The organism is Polaribacter sp. HaHaR_3_91, assembly GCF_019278525.1.
Classification (GTDB): domain Bacteria; phylum Bacteroidota; class Bacteroidia; order Flavobacteriales; family Flavobacteriaceae; genus Polaribacter.
Map to the genome: position 1 here is coordinate 2459864 of NZ_CP058986.1, position 22385 is coordinate 2482248.

The window sequence follows — 22385 nt, forward strand, 5'->3', positions numbered from 1 at the left end:
TGATTTTAAAAGATAAGATTACTTCGTCGTACCTCCTCGTAATGACTACAATTTTTAACTTCTTGTAATGACGTATCTGTTGGTTGAGTTAGGGATTGCAGTGGCATCCTTTTGCTTTTTCAGCAAAAGATATAACGGAAAGCCCGACCACGCTTTTTTTCTAAGCGTGGGAACTTCCTAATTATATTATAAATACACTTCCGATCCTTTTTCTTTAAATTCTTTCGATTTTTCTTCGAAACCTTTTGCAATTACTTCATTATCTACAATGTCGTTCTCAGCAGCAAAGTCTCTTACTTCTTGCGATATTTTCATAGAACAGAATTTCGGTCCGCACATAGAACAGAAATGTGCCACTTTTGCGCCATCGGCAGGTAACGTTTCATCGTGATATTCTAAAGCACGCTCCGGATCGAGTCCTAAATTAAATTGATCGTGCCAACGGAACTCAAAACGCGCCATACTTAAGGCGTTATCTCTATGCTGAGAACCAGGATGCCCTTTTGCTAAATCTGCTGCATGCGCCGCCAATTTATAAGTAACAACTCCCACACGAACGTCTTCTTTATTAGGTAAACCTAAATGTTCTTTTGGCGTTACGTAACACAACATTGCGCAACCAAACCAACCAATCATAGCGGCTCCAATTCCCGATGTAATATGATCGTACCCTGGTGCAATATCTGTTGTTAAAGGACCTAAGGTGTAAAAAGGAGCTTCGTCGCAAACCTCAATTTGCTTTTCCATATTTTCTTTAATCATGTGCATTGGCACGTGACCTGGACCTTCTATAAAACACTGTACTTCGTGCTTACGAGCAATCTGAGTTAACTCGCCTAAAGTTTCTAATTCGGCAAACTGCGCTTCGTCATTTGCATCTGCTACAGAACCCGGACGTAAACCATCACCTAAAGAAAAAGCAACATCGTATTGTTTTAAAATTTCGCAAATATCTTCGAAATGTGTGTACAAAAAGCTTTCTTTATGATGAGCTAAACACCATTTTGCCATGATAGAACCGCCACGAGAAACAATACCTGTAACACGTTTTGCAGTCATTGGTACGTAACGTAACAACACACCTGCGTGAATGGTAAAATAATCTACACCTTGTTCTGCTTGTTCTATTAAAGTATCTTTAAAAATTTCCCACGTTAAGTCTTCTGCAACTCCGTTTACCTTTTCTAAGGCTTGATAAATTGGGACAGTACCAATTGGCACTGGAGAATTACGAACAATCCACTCGCGCGTTTCATGAATGTTTTCTCCTGTAGATAAATCCATAATATTATCTGCGCCCCAACGACATGCCCAAACTGCTTTTTCTACTTCTTCTTCTATAGAAGATGTTACGGCAGAATTACCAATATTAGCGTTAATTTTAACCAAGAAGTTTCTACCTAAAATCATAGGTTCTGCTTCTGGGTGATTAATATTTGAAGGTATTACAGCACGACCTCTTGCTACTTCGCTTCGTACAAATTCTGGTGTAATTTTATCTGGAATAGAAGCGCCAAAGTGCTCGCCTTTGTGCTGCTTTCTAATCTCTGTCATTTCATCGATTCGTTGGTTCTCTCGAATAGCAATGTATTCCATTTCTGGAGTAATCATACCTTGTTTTGCGTAATGCAATTGGGTAACGTTTTGTCCTTTTTTTGCTCTTAAAGGTTTCTTTAATAAGGCAAAACGCATGTGATCTAAACTTTTATCGTTTAAACGCTCGTTGCAATATTCCGAAGAAAAAGAATCTAATTGTTCTACGTTTCTTCTGTCTAAAATCCACTGTTCACGAATTCTTTCTATCCCAGCATGAATATTAATTTCTTTGTTTGGATCTGTGTAAGGCCCAGAAGTATCATAAACAGTAACAGGTTCGTTTGGCGTTTTCTTTTTCGTCATAGAATCTGTCGTATCACTCAATGCAATTTCTCGCATTGCGACTTTAATCTGTGGATGAATTTTTCCTGCTACATAGACTTTTGTAGAATTAGGAAACGGATGTCTTGTAATTCCGTCTTGCTTTGGTGCGGTGTCTTTGCTCTTCATAAATTTTAGTTAGATCAATTAAATAGTTTGTTTTTTAATAGTCTAATTACTAACCTCCTTGAGTGGATTTAATAATTAAAACTTCATCACTATTTTGAAGTAACCGTAAAGACCAATCGCTTTTTTTAACTACACTGCCATTTATAGCAACAGCAATTCCGTTCGTTTTTATTTCTAAAAAACGAATTAATTCTGTTAACGCTAAAGTTTCTGAAAATTGATGATTTTCTTGGTTTACTTTTATAGTAATCATATTTTTTAAATATTTACTGTAAACCGTAGAGAGGTAGTTTTGTATAACTAAATCTAAGCAACTTTTTCCTACGTTGGTATTAACCAAATCAGGTTCTAAGGATTTTTCTCAAACTAATTTAATAGCTACTCCTAAAGTTTACTTTACAAATGTATTGTATTATTTCTTGATAATTAAATTTTAAGTCCGTTTAATTACAATTATCAAATAATCAACTAAATAACAACAAGTTAAGATGACTGTGTTTTATCATTAGGCAAATCATCTTGAAATGCAGAAGGTAAAATATCTGGTATTAATTTGATTAATAACGGTAATAGCAAGGCACCTCCAGGAAGTAAAAACACAGCCAAAGCAGGTATTGCTTTACAAATATCTAATAACTGTATTTTAATTTTTTCCTTTTCTATAGGTGTTAAATTAGAATGTGTAGCTTTTTTAATCAAGAAAACAGCTTCTTTACTTTGCCTTAATTCTTGAGCAAGCCTTAACTTATTTCTATAAATTAATAATTTTATTTCTTCAATGCTGGTCATTATAATTTTCTTCTCTTTCTTTCTGTTTTTAATAGATTTAACTCTCTACTTGTTTGTCCGGCTACAGAGGTATTTTCTTCTGCTCTTCTTATCAAGTAAGGCATAACGTCTCTAACAGGTCCAAAAGGTAAGTATTTTGCCACATTATAACCTTGGTTAGCTAAGTTATAGCTAATATGATCACTCATACCAAATAATTGCCCAAACCATAAACGCTTATCGTTTTCTTTAATGTTATGTTTTTTTGCTAAATCCATTAATAAATAAGAACTATCTTCATTATGAGTACCTGCAAACAAAGCCATTTTAGGCTGCTCCATCATGTAATTAATAGCAGCATCATAATTAATGTCTGTAGCTTGTTTGTCTGCACATATTGGAGAAGCATAGCCTTTTTCTTCTGCTCTTTCTCGCTCTTTTTCCATATAAGCACCTCTAACAACTTTCATTCCTATATAAAAACCTTTTTCTTTTGCTTTTGCATGTAATGTTTTTAGATAATCCATTCTGTCGTGTTTATACATTTGTAATGTATTAAAAACGATGGCTTTTTCTTTATTATAAGTCTCCATTAATTCTTCTATTAATTCATCTGCAGCTTTTTGCATCCAGCTTTCTTCTGCATCTATTAATAAAGGAACGTCTTTTTGAATGGCTACTTTACATACTTTATGAAAACGTGCTACCACTCTATTCCATTCTTCTTCCTCTTTTTGAGTTAGGCTTTTTTCTTCGGATAGTTTTTGATACAATTCAAAACGACCAAAACCAGATGGTTTAAAAACCGCATACGGGATGGATTGTTTTTCTTCGCAGAAATTAATGATTTTTAATATTTTTTCTAAGGCTCCATCAAAACTAACTTCTTGATCTTGCCCTTCTACAGAATAATCTAACACACTATGCACATTTCCGTTATTGTACATATTGTCTATAATAGGCATACAATCTTCTTCTGTTACGCCTCCACAAAAATGATCGAAAACAGTAGAACGTATTAAGCCCTCTACAGGTAAATGTACCTTTAATGCAAAATTTGTTACAGCACTACCAATTCTAACCATTGGTTCGTTCTGTATCATTCTAAACAAAAAATAAGCACGTTCTAATTGAGAATCTGTTTTTAAAGAAAAGGCAATTTCTGTATTGTCAAAAATATTCATACTATAACGATTTAGTAAAACAAATATAGTATTTGAATGGCAATAATTGAATAATTTATTTTTAATTTGCACACTTAATAATTTACCTATGAAATCTATTAAAGCAGTAACATATCCTGTTCATTTTCAAGACAAAGCCTACAAAGAGCTTTCTAATTTAATCGCTACAAATAACTATTCTACGCTCTTTATTTTGGTTGATGAGAATACAATGGAACATTGTTACCCTAAATTTATACCTAATTTAGAAACAGATAAACGTATTGAGGTAATAGAAATTGAGTCTGGAGAAATCAACAAAAACCTAGAAACTTGTGTTGGGGTTTGGAATGCAATTACCGAATTAGGTGGTGATAGAAAAAGTTTAATTATCACTTTAGGTGGTGGCGTAATTACAGATCTTGGTGGTTTTGTAGCATCTTGTTTTAAACGCGGAATTGACTTTGTAAATATTCCTACTACCTTATTATCTATGGTGGATGCTTCTGTTGGTGGAAAAACAGGTGTTGATTTAGGCGTATTAAAAAACCAGATTGGATTGTTTGCAAACCCTGAAATGGTAATTGTAGATACTGATTATTTAACGACTGTAACAGACAGAGAAATTAAATCTGGAACAGCAGAAATACTTAAATACGGTATTACTTACGACCTTAAACTTTTCAATGAAATAAAAGACAATAAAAAACTAGTTATTAGTGATTTAATACATCGATCTATAGAGATAAAAAACGAAGTTGTTTTACAAGATCCGAAGGAACAAAGTTTACGTAAAATTTTAAATTTTGGTCATACTTTAGGTCACGCTATTGAGTCTTTTTACTTAGAATCTGAAGACAAAGAAAACCTAACACACGGAGAAGCAATTGCTATTGGGATGGTTTGCGAGTGTTTTATGTCTTCTAAATTAATAGGCTTCCCTACCGAAAAAGTAAACGAAGTAAAAGACGTTGTTTTATCTATTTATAATAAAACGAATCTTTTAAAAGAAGACTTTTCTGCAATTATGGAAATGTTAAAACACGATAAGAAAAACGTAAACGGACAAGTAAATTTTGTTTTATTAAACGATTTTCAAGATTACAAAATAGACTGCAAAGTTCCTGAAGAATTGATTGTGGAGAGTATGGAGTTCTATAATTTGTAATTCTTTTATCAATTAGATACTAAAATATATATTATAAAAAATCCCCTTACAAAAACTGTAAGGGGATTTTTTTATGTTTTAAAATTAATTAATTAAAATTCTTTCTTTCCGAATTCACTATCAATAAATTTAGATTTATTTTTAGCTGCATTAAAGGTATAAGATAAATTTAAAGAAACCATATCTACTTCATACTTGTAGTTTGTAGTTGTATAAAAATTAACTCCTGAGGTTGTTATACGCTGTTCATTGGTATTCAATAAGCCCATATCCATATTTTGCCATTGCAAAGTAGCTGTTAATTTATCATCCATAAACATTTTTCTGAACGTTAAATTTGGAGAGTAAAAACGAGAATCTTCTCCCATTGCCGTATTTCTGTCAGACAAATAATTAAAAGTGAATTGTACAGATGCGTTTTCCCAGAAACTATAGGTAGAGTTTAAGTTAAAAGAATAAATAGTTGATTTAGAATCTATATTATAACTTCTATCAATTCCATCTCTATGGTTAAAGTTTAACACGCCATCAATAGCATAATTATACACATTGGCTCCAATAGAGTTGGTCCAGTTTACAGTTGGTTTTATTGTTGCACCAATCTCTAAACCAATAGCATTACTTTTCCCTACATTAGAGTATACTCTATTAATTACACTATCTATAATTGCACCACTTTGCTCATAAGCTAACGTATTTACACGATTTATAACATTATCTACATGTCTAAAATACGTTGTTGCATACAATGAGTTCCCTCCTTTTAATGTTTTAGTAATTCCTAATTCTACTAAATCTATAAATTCTGGTTCTAAAGTATTATCACCTTGCTCAAAAACTTCTGAATGCTCACGTTCTGCAAAACTATTCATTTTAAAGGTAGTTGTTCTTTCTACTCTTTTACTATAAGCTGTTTTAATATTTGTTTTATCATTAATTTTATACTGTAAAGATGCAGAAGGAAACAACTTTACAAAATCGTAGTTATATACATTTTCTGTTACCTCACTTTGTAAAGCTTCTTTATATACTCTATCCATAGATTCTAAACGAACTCCGGCTGCATATTCCCATTTGCTTTTTGCTCCTGTAACTTGTGCGTACCCAGAATGAATAGTTCTCTTTAAACTTACATCACTAGAAAATTCAGGTACCTGAAATCCATCTCTTTCATACACAAATTTACCCGTATGATCTAAGTCTCTAAATTGATATCCTGTTTCTAAGGTACCAAAAGAAAAAGGTTTCCATTGGTAATCTAAATTAAAACGTGCTCCGTATAAAGGATTATCATTTGTATTGTATTCTTTTTGATACACAATACTATTATCAGGGCTCCCTAAATTATCATTTTCTGTAGGACCTCCTAAAAAAGTATATTCATAAAGTATTGAAGTAGTTATTTTTGAATCATTATCAAATTTATGTGAATAATCAAAACTACCTAAAGCAAAATCTCCTTTTCTAATTCTTAAATTATGATTATAATATGAAAACGTATAATCACGCGTGTTTCCACCAATAGGAGAAATAGCATGATTATCATAATACACAATATCTGCCAAACGCTCTTTAGTTCGTTTTCCTGCAAAAAGTCCAACGGAATAAGTGTCCTTTTTATTTGGTGTATAATCTATATTAAAACGACCATTATAGGTAACTTCATCAAAACTACGCTCTCCATCAGAAGGTAAAAAAGTAGTTTTATTTTCTGGAGTATTTATAATAAACATATCTCCTTCTCTTCTACCTGTAATATCATTTCGTTGATAACTGGCACCCACAGAAATATTCCAATTGTCTGTTCTTTTATTTACGGTTGCATCTATACCGTATCTCTCAGCAAGAACTTTTGTATCGTATTCTTCTATTGAAGGAAATCCACCACGAGCATTAATCTGTGCAAAAGTTCCGTTAATAGCCCCTTTTTTAGTGATAATATTCAAAATTCCACCTTTTCCTTCAGGATCATATTTTGCTGAAGGCGCAGTAATTAATTCTACAGTTTCTAAAGCATTCGCTGGCAATTGCGCTAAAATAGTGCTTGCATCTCCTTGTGTTGGTTTTCCGTTGATTAAAACTGTAAAACCTTTACTTCCTCTTACACTGATATCTCCTAAACCATCTACGGTAATAGAAGGTAGATTTTTAACAACATCTACGGCATTTCCACCTACAGTACTTTGGTATTTCTTAGTATCAAAAACTTGTCTGTCTATTTTATGAACAACCGCACTTCTCTCAGATTTAATCACAACTTCATTCAGCTCATTTCCAGAACCTAAAATTAGTTTTATTATTCCTAAATCCTTCTTTTCTCCTTTCTTATTGATAACAATTGCATTGGATGTACTTACTTGATATCCTATAAAAGAAGTTTTTAAATAATAGCTCCCCGGTTTTACACCTGCAAAAGAAAATATTCCATCAAAATTTGTTACAACTCCAGTAACAAGTTCTTTATTACCTGATTTGTATAGCGCTACTGTAGCATATTCTAGCGGATAGTTTTCATCTGCTTCAATAACTTTTCCGCTTAATTGAGCTGTTGTTAACTGGCTTAAAATAAGAGTTAGCAATAAAAACACTGATTTTTTAAAATTCATTTAAATAGTTTTTTTTTAGTTAATAGTTTAGTAAATTATAATTTAGTGATTGGATAAATAAATTTAAAACGTTTAATTTTTAGTAGGTAGATTTAAACTACCTAAAAAAAATATCCTTAATAATTTATAGCAAAAATATTCTAGTTCAGTACCTTTAAAATGGTCTGTTTGAAAATTTCAAGGTCTAATTGGACTTATTTTGTAACCTATAAGTTTTTGGAGTTTTTTTTGTATACCGTTTAAAATATTTTGAAAAATGAGATGCGTCTTTAAAACCTAAACCATAAGCAATATCACTAATTGCCTCATTTGTATATATTAAACGCCTTTTAACCTCTTTAATAATATAATCTGCAATAATATCTGATGCAGATTTATCATACTCCTTTCTGCAAATTGCATTTAAGTTTTGAGGCGTTGTATTTAAACGTTCTGCATAAAAATTAACATTATTTTTTAACGTACGAGATAAAACATCTGTAAACAAAACCACTAGATCTGTACTTTCTACTTTTTCTATCTGCGCATATTTTACCAACTTAGAAAATAATGCTCTTAAACCACCTTCTACAGCTTCTCTATTTACTGCTTCTTGGTTTTTCTCCCAAGTTAGAGACCTAAACAACGCTTTTAGAGAAATATCTTTTTGAGATAGTTTTATTTTTGAGACCTGTTGCAATTTTAAAAGCTGAATATTGATAAATTTATCTAAAGTTTTTTGTAAAAAATCTTCTTTAATAATGATTACATATCCTTTGGGTTTGGTTGTTATTTCCCAATGATGAACCTCATCTCTTTTAATTACAAAAATAGTAGATGGTTTAATTTTATAACTCTTTAAATCTACATGATGAAAACCTGTTCCCTTAATAAAATAGACAATTTCTAAATATTTATTATGTTTATGCGGTTTTGTATAGCGCTTAGTAACATCAAACTCTTCAATTTTAATATCATTGTATTCAGATATTTTATTATAGGTATCAATTTTGTCCCTCATCAACATATTTTTTAATCGATCGTAAAAATACTACAAAAAAAAATCCTTCTTTTCAGAAGGATTCATTTTTTATAAAGTTAGTAAAGTGTTAAACTTTCTTTACCTTAACTGCATTCATACCACGCATTCCTCTCTCTAATTCGAAAGAAACTTTATCGTTTTCTGCAATTTCATCTATTAAACCACTTACGTGCGTAAAATATTTTTCGTTATTTTCTAAATCAATAATAAAACCAAAACCTTTAGAAGAATCAAAGAAAGAAACTTTTCCTTTTCTTACTGGATCTTCTTCTGGTAAATCTTCTTTTTTGGTTACAGAAATCTGAATGTCTTCCAATTCATATTCTACTTTCAATTCTGGATCTGGTGGAGTATCTGTTAAGTTTCCATTATGATCCACATAAGCAAATTGAATACCTGTTGATCCATTTTCATCTTTCTCCGCTTTTCTAGCGTCCATTTTCTTTTGCTTATCTAAACGTTTCTTTAAACGTTTTTTTTCTTTTTCACTTTTACTAAAGGTTTGCTGCGATTTTGCCATTAAAAATATAAGAGTTTTTTAAATTAATATTTCTGAAAAGATAAAATACCTAACTGGAAATTCGAAATCAAACTAACGCTAACTAGTGTATTTAGAGGAGTGTATTTTTTCTTATGCCTGCAAAGGTACGATAAATTTAAAAGTTTTCAAAATAGTTATAGGTTTATGAACATTTATTTTATTAATCCTTAAAATATTATAAAAAAATGCATTTAAAAAAAACCGACTGTAAAACTATTACGTATATATTTTTGATAACTAAAAAAACATTAAATTATGAAGACAATTAAAATTTTTACATTATTGTGTGCAACAGCTCTAAGTTTAACGTCTTGCTCTGATAGCGAGAATAATATTACAGCTCAAGTGCAAACTAAATTATTATTTACTTCAAACAATTCTGACGGGAATGTAAATATTTACAACGTAAACAGTACAGACAATGTAACCAAATCTACCTTAACAACTTCTTCCAATGCCGCAGATGGTATCTATTATAGCAGTGAAGACGACTTAGTAGTACAAGCTTCTAGAAGCACTTTTGGCTTAGAAGGTTATACAGACGTATCGGTAGCAACCTCTGTTATTTCTGCTAATGTAACCGCTAGTGTTGTTGGTAGCTTAGATATGCAAAGTCCTAGAGAATTGGCTGTAAATGGTGACTTTTATGTAGTTGCAGATAATGCGGATGCAGATGGAAATACAGCAACAAATGATGGTAAATTGTATATCTACACTAAAAGTGGAAATCAATTTAATTTAAGAAATACTATTACAACAAATATTAAGCTTTGGGGAATTACCTTTATTGGTAACGATTTGTACGCTATTGCAGACACAACAAACGAGTTAGCTGTTTTTACTAATTTTTTAAACAACACATCTACGACCTCATTAGATGCAACAAAACAAATAGCAATTGAAGGTATTGTAAGAACTCATGGTTTAACTTATGATATAGCTACCGATACAATGATTTTAACAGATATCGGAGAAGCGTCTAACGGACAAGATGATGGTGGTTTCCAAGTCATAGAAAACTTTACAAGTAAATTTAGTGCAACGGCTAATGGTAATACTTTAGCCTTAACAGAACAAACAAGAGTTGCAGGTTCTAATACCTTAATGGGAAACCCAGTAGATGTTGCTTATGACGGTGATACTAAAACTGTTTTTATTGCGGAAGCAGGAAATGGTGGTGGAAGAATTTTAGCCTATAATAACATTTCTAATGGAGGAAACTTAACTCCTGTATACAACAACACTTTAGCTTCAGCTTCTGCAGTATACTTATATAAGAAATAAAAAATATTCAACTTTTTAGTTGAATATTGCATGTTGATGTTAGCCTTCCGTTTTTACGGAAGGTTTTTTTATGAAATATATTTAAGTTTTTATATGTTAAAAAAACGCAAACAAATAGTAAAATACACTTTAATAATAGTATTACTATTATATTTGTTTTGTAAAATACAAATTATGGAAAACTTATTATCTGCTTTAAAAATTTCTGTACCAGATAAAATATTTATCAAAGATCCTGAAACCTCTGTTTTGGGAAAAAAAATCATAGAACAGGGTATTCAATTGATAGATGAAATTGGTTTTGAAGCTTTTACATTTAAAAAATTAGGTGCAAAAATAAGCTCTAACGAAAGTTCTATTTACAGATATTTTGAGAGCAAACATAAATTACTTTTATATCTATCCTCTTGGTATTGGGCATGGATAGAGTATCAATTGGTTATTGAAACTTTTAGTATTTCTAACGCTGATGAAAAATTAGAAAAAGCGATAGACGTGGTAACTAGAAACGTAAAAGAAGATGATAATTTTTTACACATAAACAAACCTCTTTTGTATAATATAATCATCAATGAAAGTTCAAAATCTTTTTTAACAAAAGAAGTAGATTTAGATAATAAAAAAGGGTATTTTGAGGTCTATAAAAGAGTAATAACTAGAATAAGTAACATAATTTTGGAGGTAAATAAAAAATATCCGTTTGCTTTAAGTTTGGCAAGTACCATTGTAATAGGAAGCCTACATCAACATTATCTTAAATATCATTTCCCACTAATTACAAACTATAAAACATCAGAAACACCTACTAATTTTTTTATTCACTTAGTTAAAGCTACAATTAAATAAATATGGAAAGCAAACAATTAACCCCGTGGCAAAGATTTGTTGGTCTTTTAAAATTAGAGAAAAAAGATATCTTTCAAATATTTTACTACGCTGTCTTTGGTGGTCTTGTAGCACTTTCTCTCCCTTTAGGCATACAAGCAATTATAAACTTAATTCAAGGTGCACAAATCTCAACTTCTTGGATTGTTTTAGTTATTCTAGTAACTATAGGTGTCATTTTTTCGGGTGCATTGCAATTAATGCAATTAAGAATTATAGAAACCATTCAGCAAAGAATTTTTACAAGAGCTTCTTTTGAGTTGAGTTACCGTTTTCCTAAAATAAAAATGAATGAGCTACGAAATGATTATCCACCAGAATTAGCCAATCGTTTTTTTGATACCTTAACCATTCAGAAAGGATTGTCTAAAATATTAATAGATGTACCCACCGCACTATTGCAAATTATATTTGCGTTGATTTTACTCTCTTTTTACCACGCATTTTTTATCGTTTTTGGTATTCTTTTATTGCTTTTAATTTATATCGTATTTAAGTTTACTGCTCAAAAAGGATTAGAAACTAGTCTTATAGAATCTAAAAAGAAATACAAAGTAGCCCATTGGATACAAGAAGTTGCAAGAGCTTTAGTTAGTTTTAAATTATCTGGTAACACAAATTTAGCACTTCAAAAAAATGATAATTTAGTTAGTAATTATTTAGAAGCAAGAGAAAATCATTTTAAAATATTGATGCTACAATTTATTCAAATGATAGGTTTTAAAGTAATTGTAACTGCAAGTTTACTGTTAATTGGTGGTGCTTTAGTTTTAAATCAAGAAATGAATATTGGGCAATTTGTAGCCGCAGAAATTATTATTCTTTTAGTGATACAATCTGTAGAAAAACTAATAATAGGTTTAGAGTCTTTTTACGATGTGCTTACATCCATAGAAAAAATAGGACAAGTTGTAGATAAAGAATTAGAAGCTCAAGAAGGAGATAAACCGATATTTAAAGACGGTTTAACCGTAGAGCTAGAAGGCGTTTCTTTTGGTGTAGAAAATAGAGAGAAACACATTATAAAAAATGTTTCTTTTACCCTAAAACCTAAAAGTAGAATTTTAATTATGGGAGAAAGTGGTGCCGGAAAATCTACATTATTACATTTAATAGCAGGTATTATGGAACCAACTTCTGGAAACATATACATCAACAACCTATCTTTAAGTAGTTTACATTTAAATCATTATCGATCTCAACTTGGTTTATCATTATCAGATGAAACTCCATTTGAAGGTAGCATCAAAAACAATTTAGTTTTTGGTAATAAAGAAATTAAAGATGAAGCTATATATGAAGCTTTAGAAATTGTTGGTTTAACACAATTTTTAAAAGAACAACCTAAAGGATTAGAAACTGTTTTATATCCAGAAGGAAAGCAAATGTCTTATACAATTGCAAAAAAATTGATTTTAGCTAGAGCAATCATCAAGAAACCTAAAATAATGATTTTAGAAGATCCTTTAGATCAATTTAATTTAGAAGAAACTGTACGCATTATTAATTATTTAACAGACGCTAAAAGGCCATGGGCTTTAATTGTAGCTAGCAGTAAAAAGAGTTGGAGAACTCAATCTAAGGAAACAATTATATTAGAAAAAGGTGAAATTAAATCAATAAATTAAGGAGCAATGTTAAACATATCTAACAACCAAGTACACAAAAATCTTGATTTAAAAGATTTTAAATCGGGCAAAATTATCTTCAAAAAAGAGTACTACAAAGCTTTTAACAAATTTCTTTTGGTTTTTGCTTGTATCGGTCTTGTAGCTCTCTTTTTACCTTGGACACAAAATATATCTGGTCAAGGATTAGTAACCACACTAACTCCTAACCAAAGACCACAAACCATTCAATCTCAAATTCCTGGAAGAATTGAAGAGTGGTTTGTAACTGAAGGTGATTTTGTAAAAAAAGGAGATACTATTTTAAGAATTTCTGAAGTAAAAAGTGATTATTTTGATAATCGATTAATAGAAAGAACTAGCGATCAAATTAATGCAAAATCCTCTTCAGTAGATGCATATCAAGGAAAAGTAGCTGCTTTACAAAGACAAGTTAATGCTTTAAGAAAAGAACAACGCTTAAAAATAGAACAAACAAGAAACAAACTTTTACAAGCTAAATTAAAAGTAAAAAGTGATAGTATTGATTTTGAAGCTGCTAAAACAAATTCTTTAATAGCTGAAAAACAATACAACCGTACACAAACCCTACAAAGAGAAGGCCTAAAAGCAGTAAAAGATGTAGAAGAGAAAAGATTAAAATTACAAGCTACACAAGCAAAATTAATATCTCAAGAAAATAAATTACTAGCAAGTAGAAATAATATTTTGAATGCACAACTAGAGCTTTCTCGAATAAACGCGACTTATACTGATAAAATTTCTAAATCACAAAGTGATATGTATACAGCACAATCTAGTGGTTTTGATGCAAAAGCACAAGTTTCTAAATTAGAAAATAGTAGAAGTAACTACAGCGTTAGAAATAGTTTATTATACATTACTGCTCCACAAAATGGATATATAAACAAGGCTATTAAAGGCGGAATTGGAGGAACCTTTAAAGAAGGCGAAGACCTAGTAGGTATAATGCCAGAAAAATATGATTTAGCTGTAGAAACTTTTGTGAGACCAATTGATTTACCTCTACTGCATATTGGAGATAAAATGCGTGTTCAGTTTGATGGTTGGCCTGCAATTGTTTTTAGTGGTTGGCCTAATGCTTCTTACGGAACCTATGGAGCAACAGTTATTGCTATCGAAAACTTTATAAGTACTAATGGTAAATACAGGGTTTTAATTGCACCAGATACTAAAGATTATAATTGGCCAGAAGGTATTAGAGTCGGTTCTGGCGCAAAAACCATTGCACTTTTAGAAGACGTACCTATTTATTTTGAAATGTGGAGACAACTTAACAGCTTCCCTCCTAACTACTATCAGCCAAAAGGAACAAAAACTGATGCAAAGAAAAAATAATTTCAATTTATTTATTGAGACATTTATATGAAAAAATATATTTTAATATTACTTCTACTATTTACATCTGGATATTTTGCTCAGGAAAAAATAACGTCTGTAATGACACTTTCCGAATATTTAAGCTATGTAAAAAACTATCATCCTATTGTAAAACAAGCAAATCTTGTTATTAATGAAAGTGAAGCCAAATTACTAAAAGCAAGAGGTGCTTTTGACCCAAAAATTGAAGTGGATTTTAATAAAAAACAGTTTAAAGAAAAAGAATATTACAATAAATTAAACGCAGCTTTTAAAATTCCTACTTATTACGGAATTGAATTTAAAGCAAATTTTGAGGATAATGATGGTTATTATTTAAACCCAGAAAATTCGGTTCCAGAAGACGGTTTATATAGTGCCGGAGTTTCTGTATCTTTATTAAAAGGTCTTTTAATAAATACAAGAATGGCTTCTTTAAAACAAGCTAAATTCTTTTTAAACCAAGCCAAAGAAGACCAACAAATTTTAGTGAATGAGATTTTATATAATGCATCTATTTCCTACTTTAATTGGTTAAAAATGTATCATCAAAATAGTGTTTATAAAGAATTTTTAACAAATGCAGAAATTCGTTTTAAAGCTACAAAAAGAGCATTTCTAGAAGGTGAAAAACCTGCCATAGATACTACAGAAGCAGGAATTACTTTAAAAAGCAGAAAATTAAACCTAGAAAAATCAAGAATTAAATTAATAAAAGCTTCTTTAGAATTGTCTAATTATTTGTGGTTAAATGATAACACTCCTGTAGAGCTGCAAGACAATATCATTCCAGATATACATACTGTTGATAATGTAGATACTACTTTTAATATTGCATTGTTTAATAATGCTGATTTTAATATTGATAATCACCCTAAAATTAAATCTTTAGAATATAAAATAAAGAGTTTAAATATTGATAAAAATTTAAAATTGAACAATTTATTACCCAAATTAGATGTTCAGTATAACTTTCTTACAGAAAACGGAAATCAAATAAATTCTTTAAATGCAAGAAATTATAAAGCCGGAATTAATTTTAAAGTTCCTTTATTTTTAAGAAAAGAACGTGGAGATTTTAAACTATCTAAAATTAAATTACAAGACAAAAAATTTGAAAACGAAGTTGCAAAAATTGCCATTAAAAATAAAGTAAATGCAATTCAGCAAGAATTAAGTTCTTATGTTTTACAAAATAGTTTAACTACTGATATTGTTCGTGATTATGGAACCATGCTAAAAGCAGAAGATCGTAAGTTTTTCTTAGGAGAAAGCTCTTTATTTTTAGTAAATTATAGAGAAGTTAAACTAATTGAAGCCAAACTAAAAGCAATCGATTTAGAAAATAATTTCTTTAAAACTAAAGCAAGTTTATTTAAAGCTACTGTTATCTCTATCGCAGAATAATCGTATTTATTTAATCATTATCTTCTAAAGTAAAAAACTCATTTACAGGGATATTAAATACTTTAGATAACTTTAAAGCTAAAACTGTTGACGGAACATACCTGTTTTTTTCAATAGAATTTATGGTTTGTCTAGATACACCAATAGATTTGGCTAATTCATCTTGGGTTAAATCTAAAATTGCTCTTTGTACTTTTAAAGTGTTTTTCATCTTATTTATTCATTCTTTTTAATTGCCAGAAAAACATCAATTGAACAATCAACATAAAAAACAACACCTGAAAATAACTAAACCCCTGTAATTTATCATCTTGATTAAATAAAACTGCTACTCCGTAATTTACTAACGGCTGTACTAAAGAATAAACAATTGCCATTATAAATGCCAATCGATAAGATTGTGAACGTAAACTATCTATAAATTCATCTTCTAGCTTTTCTTTGGATAAAGAAATTACAAGTAAACCTATTAACAATACTCCATGTAAAACTGGTTCTAACCAATCTGAATCTTCAATATATTTTCTAGCAATCATTAAAACAAAACTTCCGATAGCTATAATATACCCTATTTTTTTATATTGATTACCAAGTTGAAATTTATTTAATTTTTCTAATTGATTTCTTTCTCTTTCGCAAATGGATAATTTAGACATGATATTTTGTTTTACAATTAGACAAGTTTATTTTCTATAATGACAAATATACTTTACATTTTAATATTCTACAAGTTTTTTTGTACATTTAAGATATCTAAACTATAAACGTAAAATTATGAAGGACAACATGAATAAGCCAAGTATTGCTTTTTGGATAATTGCTGTTATTGGATTGATTTGGAATCTGATGGGTGTTGATGGTTATTTAAATCAGGCTTATCAAACGGAACGTTTTAAATCTATGTATTCTAAAGAGCAATTAGAAATTATTTTTAATATTCCTTCTTGGGTAATGGTTGCTTTTGCCATTGCTGTTTTTTCATCAGTATTTGCCTGTATTTTATTATTCTTTAGAAAAAAATTAGCCAAAACATTTTTTCTAATAGGATTAATTGCAGTTATAATACAAACTACGTATAATCTTTTTATAAACCCAGGTAGAGAATGGTATGGATATTTAGAGTATTCTATGTTGATAATAATTCCGTTGTTCTCTGTATTCTTATTTTGGTTCTCTAAAAAATGTGCAGATGATGGAATTTTAACCTAAAAAGACAACACAAGAAGCTGCTTAAATGCAGCTTTTTTTTTGCCAATAAATTAAAAAATTTTAAAAGCATTAAGATTTTTTTAACACTTTAAAAATCAACCTACTATTACTATTTATTTACTTTAGAAAAAATTTTATAAATGAAACAACTAACACTACTCTTTACATTCATTTCATTATCATTAATTGGTCAAAATTCACCAAAATGGATGAGACATTCAGCAATTTCACCAGACGGTACACAAATTGCTTTTACGTATAAAGGTGATTTATACAAAGTAAATTCTAACGGAGGAAATGCCGAACAACTCACGTATCACAGCGCGCATGATTACAAAGCTGTCTGGAGTAAAGACGGCTCTAAAATTGCATTTGCATCAAATAGATATGGTAATTTTGATATTTTTGTAATGAATGCTAACGGAGGTTCTGCAACACGTTTAACATTTCATTCTAATGACGAATTTCCATATACCTTTTCTAATAACGATACTGATGTTGTTTTTGGAGCATTAAGACAAGATGCAGCAAATCATAGGCAATATCCCCATAGATCACAATCAGAATTATATAGTGTTCCTGTAAAAACAGGAAAAGTAAATCAAGTTTTAACCATTCCCGCAGAATATGTTCAGTATTCTAAAAATGGAGAAATAATGGTTTATCAAGATAAAAAAGGAGGAGAAAATGAATGGAGAAAACACCATACTTCTTCTATTGCAAGAGATATTTGGGTATACAACACCAAAACCCAAAAGCATAAAATGATTACCACTAATATTGCAGAAGACAGACAACCTCTTTTTAGTGTCGATGAAAAAAGTCTTTTATTTTTAAGCGAAAGAAGTGGTACTTTCAATATTCATAAACTACAGTTAGATAATCCTTCTAAAAGTGAACAATTAACTTCTTTTAAATTACATCCTATTCGTTTTTTAAGTATGGGAAATGATATTATTTCTTTTGGATATGATGGCGATTTATACACAATGAAAGAAGGTGAATCTCCTAAAAAAGTTAATGTCAATATTATTACACAAGACAAAGAAAACACAGATAAATTTATTTCTATAAATGGCGGTATTAATGAAATGGCTGTCTCGCCAAACGGAAAAGAAATTGCTTTTGTAGCTAGAGGCGAAGTTTTTGTAACTTCAATAGACAAATCATTTACAAAAAGATTAACCAATACACCAGAAAACGAACGTTTTGTTTCTTGGGGACCAGAAGGAAAATCTGTAATTTATAGTAGTGAAAGAAATGGAAAATGGAATGTTTACAAAACAGAAAAAACAAGAAAAGAAGAACCATTCTTCTATGCAGCAACTTTATTAAAAGAAACTTCTTTAATAGAAAATACAAGCGATAATTATTTAGCTCAATATTCTCCTGATGGTAAAAAAATAGCTTTTATAGAAAATAGAAGAACTTTAAAAATAATAGATATTACTTCTAAAAAAGAAGTAACATTATTAACTCCAAAAGATTTATTTCATATGCGAGATGGAGATCAATATTTTACTTGGAGCCCAGATAGTAAATGGGTTTTGGTAGATTGGGGAAAAACATTAAGCAATAGCGAAGTATTATTAATGGCTGCAGATGGTTCTAAAAGAATCAATTTAAATGAAAGTGGTTATGCAGATTATTCTCCTAAATGGGTAAATAAAGGAAAACAAATGTTGTGGTTTAGTAACCAAAACGGATTAAAATCTTACGCAACAAGTGGTCGATCTCAAAGTGATGTATATAGCATGTATTTTACACAAGACGCTTGGGACAATGCTAATTTAAGTGATGAAGATTATAAATTAGTAGAAGCTATTAAAGAAGAAGAAAAAAAGCTAAAAGAAAAAAACGAGGAGAAAAAAGAGGATAAGAAAAAATCTAAATCATCAAAAGATAAAAAAGATGCCAAAGACAAAAAAGAAATAAAAGCACTTACGTTTGATTGGGATAAAATGAAAGAGAGAACCAAAAGATTAACCATACATTCTTCTAGTTTGGGTGATGCTGTTCTTTCTAAAAAAGGTGATAAATTGTATTATTTATCTAGTTTTGAAGGTCGTTCTAATCTTTGGACAACAAATTTACGTACCAGAGAAACCAAAATGTTAATGAAATTAAACACAAGGTCTGGAAGTTTAGAATGGGATAAAGAAATGAAAAACCTTTACCTTTTAAGTAGCGGAAAAATTACACAATTAAACCCGGAAACAACAAAACAAAAAGCGGTACAGATTAAAGGTGAAATTCAGCTAGATGAATACGCAGAAAGAGAAGCTTTATTTAACCATGTTTGGATTCGTACAAATGCCATTTTTTATCACCCAGATTTTCATGGCATCGATTGGGATTTAATGAAAACAGAATATCAAAAATTCTTACCTTACATTAGTAATGCTTTTGAGTTTTCTGAAATGCTTTCTGAAATGTTAGGAGAACTTAATGTTTCTCATTCTGGCGCAAGTTACAGAGGTTCTGCTATTTCAAATGCAGATGAAACCGCTTCTTTAGGTATTTTTATGGATTACAATCATACTGAAGACGGAATTTTAATAAAAGAAATCATTTCTGATGGACCTTTAGACAAAGCAAAGTTTGATGTAAAACCAGGTATGATTATCGAAAAAATAAACGGAGTTACATTAGATAAAAATCAAGATGTTGCTAAATATTTAAACAGAAAATCGGGTAAATTTATGCTGTTAGATATTTTAGATCCTAAAACTAAAAAAAATCAAACGATAACCGTAAAACCAATTTCGTTAGGCTCAGAAAATAGATTGTTATATGACAGATGGGTAAAAATAAACGAAAAAGAAGTGGAAAAAGAAAGTAACGGAACTTTAGGTTATGTACACATTCCAGGAATGAGTGACGGGCCATACAGAAGTATTTACCAAGATATGATGGGTAAATATTCTGATAAAAAAGGTGTTATTGTAGATACTCGTTTTAATGGTGGTGGAGATTTAGTAGCAGATTTAGCTATGTTTTTTACTGGAGAACCTTTTATAACTTATGCTACAGAAGCTAAAGTTGTTGGTGGAGAACCAACGTCTCGTTGGACAAAACCAACTTTATCTATTTTTAATGAAAGTATGTATTCTGACGGACATTGTTATGCTTCTGGTTATACAGATTTAAAAATAGGAAAAACAGTAGGAATGCCAGTTCCTGGAACTTGTAGTTTTGCTGGTTGGGAAGGATTATCTAACGGAGCTAGATGGGGAGTTGTACCAATTAGTGCTAAAAATAAAGCTGGAGAATGGATGGAAAATAATCAAACAGAACCAAGCATTAGAGTAAAAAATATGCCAGGTTTAATTGACAACGGAAAAGACCAACAATTAATAAGATCTATACAAGAATTATTAAAAGATGTAAATTAAAAAATATATAATTTTAATAAAAAAAGCGAAACAAATGTTTCGCTTTTTTTATGTTTATTTTCCAAAAATATCTTCTTTAATCTTAGGCAATTCTAATTGATACCTCACGGAAACTACTCTAATAATAACAATTACAGATGCAGAAATTACAAATATGATATTTTCTGGAACATTAAATTGACTTATAGTTAAATATACAATTCCACCCGCTAAACAAGCAGAAGCATAAATTTCTTTTTCGAAAATTAATGGAATTCTATTAGTTAAAACATCACGTAAAACGCCTCCAAAAACGGCAGAAATCATTCCCATTATTAAAGCAATAATAGGATGTAAATTGAAAGACAACCCTTTTTTTAAACCTAATAAAGTAAAAACACCAATACCAATGGTGTCAAACAAAAACATTGTTTTGCCTAAATAGTTTATTTTACTTTTAAAAAGAAAGGTAAAAATAACGGCTGCAAAAATGGTGTATAAATAATTTAAATCACCAATCCAATTTATTGGATGTGCGTCTATTAAAACATCACGCAACATACCACCACCAACAGCAGTAACAAACGCAATAATTAAAATTCCAAATAAATCTAATTTTTTATCATAAGCCACCAAAGCACCACTAATTGCAAAAGCAAAGGTTCCTAATATATCTAAAACATAAATAAGCTCCATCTATATCAATTTAATTACAATGATTAGTATTAAAACCGAAGTTTTTCTACTAAAAAAGCCTCGGTTTAGATAATGTTATACAGTTACTTCAGAAAACTTAATATTTAATTCTTTCTGAATTTCATGAATTCTCACGATTTCTGAAGGTAAAATAAAAGCAATTGAAACTCCTGTTTGTCCTGCTCTTGCAGTTCTTCCACTTCTATGTGTGTAGTATTCTAATTGTTCTGGTAATTGATGGTGAATTACAAATTCTAAACCACTAACATCAATTCCACGTGCAGAAACATCTGTAGAAACCAAATATTGTAAGTTTTCTTTCTTAAAAGCACGCATTACTTTATCGCGTTCTTTTTGTTGCATATCTCCTTCTAAAGCTGCTGTAGAAAAACCTTCTTCGATTAGAAGTGCCGCTAAATTCTGCGCACCTGCTTTTGTTCTACAAAAAATAATACCTCTTTGGTCTTGTCTCTTTTCTAAGAAAGTTACAATGTCTGCCGCTTTTTCTTTTAAAGTAGTTTTAGCAAAGTGATGACGAATATTTGCATTTACCAAAGAACTTCTATTAATTTCTACTCTAGGCGCATTAGCATCCATGTAGGTCTTAACAATTCTCTTAATTTCTTCTGGCATAGTTGCAGAAAACAACCATGTTTTACGATCGCCTTCGGTTGTAAACTTTAAGATTCTATTTAAATCTTGTTTAAAACCCATGCTTAACATTTCATCAGCTTCATCTAAAACAACTGTTTTAACATGACTGATATCTATGTTTCCTCTTTCTATTAAATCGATTAATCTACCAGGAGTTGCTACAACAATATGTGTAGTTCTCTTAAGATTATTCATTTGTCTGTCAATTTTTTCTCCACCAAAAACAGCTTCTACAAAAATTTTATCTTCACTAAACTTCGTAAATTTAAATAATTGTTTTTTTATTTGCTGTACCAACTCTCTAGTAGGCGATAAAATTAACGCTTGTATATTGTCTGAACTCGCATCTATATGATGTAGAATTGGCAAACCAAAAGCTGCCGTTTTACCAGTACCTGTTTGTGCTAAACCAATAAAATCTGTAGGCGAATCCAATAAAATAGGAATCGCTTTCTCTTGAATTTCTGAAGGCGTAGATATCCCTAATTCTTTAATTGCTTGTATATAATCTTTGGTAATTCCTAAGGAAGAAAAAGTTGCCATTTTGTGTCTTAA

At 30.2% G+C, this 22385-nt stretch carries 19 protein-coding genes and 1 riboswitch; of the genes, 8 read left to right on the forward strand and 11 right to left on the reverse strand.

The window, feature by feature from the left end; all coding sequences use genetic code 11:
* Nucleotides 1-186: 186 nt before the first annotated feature.
* The 4 genes from thiC to H0I27_RS10370 form a co-directional block, all read right to left on the reverse strand.
* Complete coding sequence (thiC, locus tag H0I27_RS10355; protein ID WP_218730637.1) at nt 187-2046, reverse strand: phosphomethylpyrimidine synthase ThiC; 1860 nt, start codon at nt 2044-2046, stop codon at nt 187-189.
* Nucleotides 2047-2095: 49 nt separating this feature from the next.
* Complete coding sequence (thiS, locus tag H0I27_RS10360) at nt 2096-2299, reverse strand: sulfur carrier protein ThiS (RefSeq protein ID WP_068449831.1); 204 nt, start codon at nt 2297-2299, stop codon at nt 2096-2098.
* A 48-nt stretch (nt 2300-2347) separates the two neighbouring features.
* A riboswitch (TPP riboswitch) is annotated at nt 2348-2442 on the reverse strand.
* A gap of 87 nt (nt 2443-2529) precedes the next feature.
* Complete coding sequence (locus H0I27_RS10365; RefSeq protein ID WP_218730638.1) at nt 2530-2835, reverse strand: LETM1 domain-containing protein; 306 nt, start codon at nt 2833-2835, stop codon at nt 2530-2532.
* Nucleotides 2835-3998 (reverse strand): proline dehydrogenase family protein, encoded by a 1164-nt coding sequence (locus tag H0I27_RS10370; protein WP_218730639.1) that lies wholly within the window; start codon nt 3996-3998, stop codon nt 2835-2837. The genes H0I27_RS10365 and H0I27_RS10370 overlap by 1 nt, the downstream gene beginning before the upstream one ends.
* Nucleotides 3999-4086: 88 nt before the next feature.
* Here H0I27_RS10370 and aroB point away from each other — a divergent pair, with 88 nt between their 5' ends.
* Entirely contained in the window at nt 4087-5145 is a 1059-nt protein-coding gene (gene aroB / locus H0I27_RS10375) for a 3-dehydroquinate synthase (RefSeq protein ID WP_218730640.1), read from the forward strand.
* Between the two features lie 92 nt (nt 5146-5237).
* Here the strand turns inward: aroB and H0I27_RS10380 are convergent, their stop codons facing one another.
* The 3 genes from H0I27_RS10380 to H0I27_RS10390 all read right to left on the reverse strand — a co-directional run bounded on the left by H0I27_RS10380 (nt 5238) and on the right by H0I27_RS10390 (nt 9292).
* The gene (locus H0I27_RS10380; RefSeq protein ID WP_218730641.1) at nt 5238-7751 is read right to left on the reverse strand and encodes an outer membrane beta-barrel protein; all 2514 of its coding nucleotides are present in this window, start codon (nt 7749-7751) and stop codon (nt 5238-5240) included.
* 184 nt (nt 7752-7935) lie between these two features.
* Nucleotides 7936-8751: a helix-turn-helix domain-containing protein gene (locus tag H0I27_RS10385; RefSeq protein WP_218730642.1), complete on the reverse strand. Its 816-nt coding sequence runs from the start codon at nt 8749-8751 to the stop codon at nt 7936-7938.
* Between the two features lie 88 nt (nt 8752-8839).
* Complete coding sequence (locus H0I27_RS10390) at nt 8840-9292, reverse strand: cold-shock protein (protein ID WP_068449806.1); 453 nt, start codon at nt 9290-9292, stop codon at nt 8840-8842.
* Between the two features lie 276 nt (nt 9293-9568).
* On the opposite strand from H0I27_RS10390, the gene H0I27_RS10395 reads away from it, so the two are divergent.
* The 5 genes from H0I27_RS10395 (at nt 9569) to H0I27_RS10415 (ending at nt 15897) form a co-directional block, all read left to right on the forward strand.
* Entirely contained in the window at nt 9569-10597 is a 1029-nt protein-coding gene (locus H0I27_RS10395) for a hypothetical protein (protein WP_218730643.1), read from the forward strand.
* 174 nt (nt 10598-10771) lie between these two features.
* Nucleotides 10772-11443, forward strand: coding sequence for a TetR/AcrR family transcriptional regulator (locus tag H0I27_RS10400; RefSeq protein ID WP_218730644.1), 672 nt, complete (start codon nt 10772-10774; stop codon nt 11441-11443).
* A gap of 2 nt (nt 11444-11445) precedes the next feature.
* Nucleotides 11446-13110 (forward strand): peptidase domain-containing ABC transporter, encoded by a 1665-nt coding sequence (locus tag H0I27_RS10405; RefSeq protein WP_218730645.1) that lies wholly within the window; start codon nt 11446-11448, stop codon nt 13108-13110.
* A 6-nt stretch (nt 13111-13116) separates the two neighbouring features.
* Nucleotides 13117-14469, forward strand: a complete 1353-nt coding sequence (locus H0I27_RS10410) for an HlyD family secretion protein (protein ID WP_218730646.1) — start codon at nt 13117-13119, stop codon at nt 14467-14469.
* 27 nt (nt 14470-14496) lie between these two features.
* Nucleotides 14497-15897, forward strand: a complete 1401-nt coding sequence (locus tag H0I27_RS10415; protein WP_218730647.1) for a TolC family protein — start codon at nt 14497-14499, stop codon at nt 15895-15897.
* A 10-nt stretch (nt 15898-15907) separates the two neighbouring features.
* Here H0I27_RS10415 and H0I27_RS10420 read toward each other — a convergent pair whose 3' ends face one another.
* Nucleotides 15908-16108, reverse strand: coding sequence for a helix-turn-helix transcriptional regulator (locus H0I27_RS10420; RefSeq protein ID WP_218730648.1), 201 nt, complete (start codon nt 16106-16108; stop codon nt 15908-15910).
* 1 nt (nt 16109) lies between these two features.
* Entirely contained in the window at nt 16110-16553 is a 444-nt protein-coding gene (locus H0I27_RS10425) for a hypothetical protein (protein ID WP_218730649.1), read from the reverse strand.
* 118 nt (nt 16554-16671) lie between these two features.
* On the opposite strand from H0I27_RS10425, the gene H0I27_RS10430 reads away from it, so the two are divergent.
* The gene (locus tag H0I27_RS10430) at nt 16672-17106 is read left to right on the forward strand and encodes a hypothetical protein (RefSeq protein ID WP_218730650.1); all 435 of its coding nucleotides are present in this window, start codon (nt 16672-16674) and stop codon (nt 17104-17106) included.
* A gap of 140 nt (nt 17107-17246) precedes the next feature.
* Entirely contained in the window at nt 17247-20501 is a 3255-nt protein-coding gene (locus tag H0I27_RS10435) for a S41 family peptidase (RefSeq protein WP_218730651.1), read from the forward strand.
* Nucleotides 20502-20555: 54 nt separating this feature from the next.
* Here the strand turns inward: H0I27_RS10435 and H0I27_RS10440 are convergent, their stop codons facing one another.
* Complete coding sequence (locus tag H0I27_RS10440) at nt 20556-21176, reverse strand: trimeric intracellular cation channel family protein (protein WP_218730652.1); 621 nt, start codon at nt 21174-21176, stop codon at nt 20556-20558.
* A 75-nt stretch (nt 21177-21251) separates the two neighbouring features.
* Nucleotides 21252-22373 (reverse strand): DEAD/DEAH box helicase, encoded by a 1122-nt coding sequence (locus tag H0I27_RS10445; protein WP_218730653.1) that lies wholly within the window; start codon nt 22371-22373, stop codon nt 21252-21254.
* Nucleotides 22374-22385 lie beyond the last annotated feature (12 nt).

Coding starts and splice junctions, on each gene's coding strand:
- H0I27_RS10365 (WP_218730638.1), bottom strand. CDS start 2,835: ATGACCAGCATTGAAGAAATAAAATTATTAATTTATAGAAATAAGTTA.
- H0I27_RS10425 (WP_218730649.1), bottom strand. CDS start 16,553: ATGTCTAAATTATCCATTTGCGAAAGAGAAAGAAATCAATTAGAAAAA.
- H0I27_RS10385 (WP_218730642.1), bottom strand. CDS start 8,751: ATGAGGGACAAAATTGATACCTATAATAAAATATCTGAATACAATGAT.
- H0I27_RS10445 (WP_218730653.1), bottom strand. CDS start 22,373: ATGGCAACTTTTTCTTCCTTAGGAATTACCAAAGATTATATACAAGCA.
- H0I27_RS10440 (WP_218730652.1), bottom strand. CDS start 21,176: ATGGAGCTTATTTATGTTTTAGATATATTAGGAACCTTTGCTTTTGCA.
- H0I27_RS10370 (WP_218730639.1), bottom strand. CDS start 3,998: ATGAATATTTTTGACAATACAGAAATTGCCTTTTCTTTAAAAACAGAT.
- H0I27_RS10415 (WP_218730647.1), top strand. CDS start 14,497: ATGAAAAAATATATTTTAATATTACTTCTACTATTTACATCTGGATAT.
- H0I27_RS10400 (WP_218730644.1), top strand. CDS start 10,772: ATGGAAAACTTATTATCTGCTTTAAAAATTTCTGTACCAGATAAAATA.
- H0I27_RS10435 (WP_218730651.1), top strand. CDS start 17,247: ATGAAACAACTAACACTACTCTTTACATTCATTTCATTATCATTAATT.
- H0I27_RS10405 (WP_218730645.1), top strand. CDS start 11,446: ATGGAAAGCAAACAATTAACCCCGTGGCAAAGATTTGTTGGTCTTTTA.
- H0I27_RS10395 (WP_218730643.1), top strand. CDS start 9,569: ATGAAGACAATTAAAATTTTTACATTATTGTGTGCAACAGCTCTAAGT.
- thiS (WP_068449831.1), bottom strand. CDS start 2,299: ATGATTACTATAAAAGTAAACCAAGAAAATCATCAATTTTCAGAAACT.
- thiC (WP_218730637.1), bottom strand. CDS start 2,046: ATGAAGAGCAAAGACACCGCACCAAAGCAAGACGGAATTACAAGACAT.
- H0I27_RS10420 (WP_218730648.1), bottom strand. CDS start 16,108: ATGAAAAACACTTTAAAAGTACAAAGAGCAATTTTAGATTTAACCCAA.
- H0I27_RS10430 (WP_218730650.1), top strand. CDS start 16,672: ATGAAGGACAACATGAATAAGCCAAGTATTGCTTTTTGGATAATTGCT.
- H0I27_RS10410 (WP_218730646.1), top strand. CDS start 13,117: ATGTTAAACATATCTAACAACCAAGTACACAAAAATCTTGATTTAAAA.
- H0I27_RS10390 (WP_068449806.1), bottom strand. CDS start 9,292: ATGGCAAAATCGCAGCAAACCTTTAGTAAAAGTGAAAAAGAAAAAAAA.
- H0I27_RS10380 (WP_218730641.1), bottom strand. CDS start 7,751: ATGAATTTTAAAAAATCAGTGTTTTTATTGCTAACTCTTATTTTAAGC.
- aroB (WP_218730640.1), top strand. CDS start 4,087: ATGAAATCTATTAAAGCAGTAACATATCCTGTTCATTTTCAAGACAAA.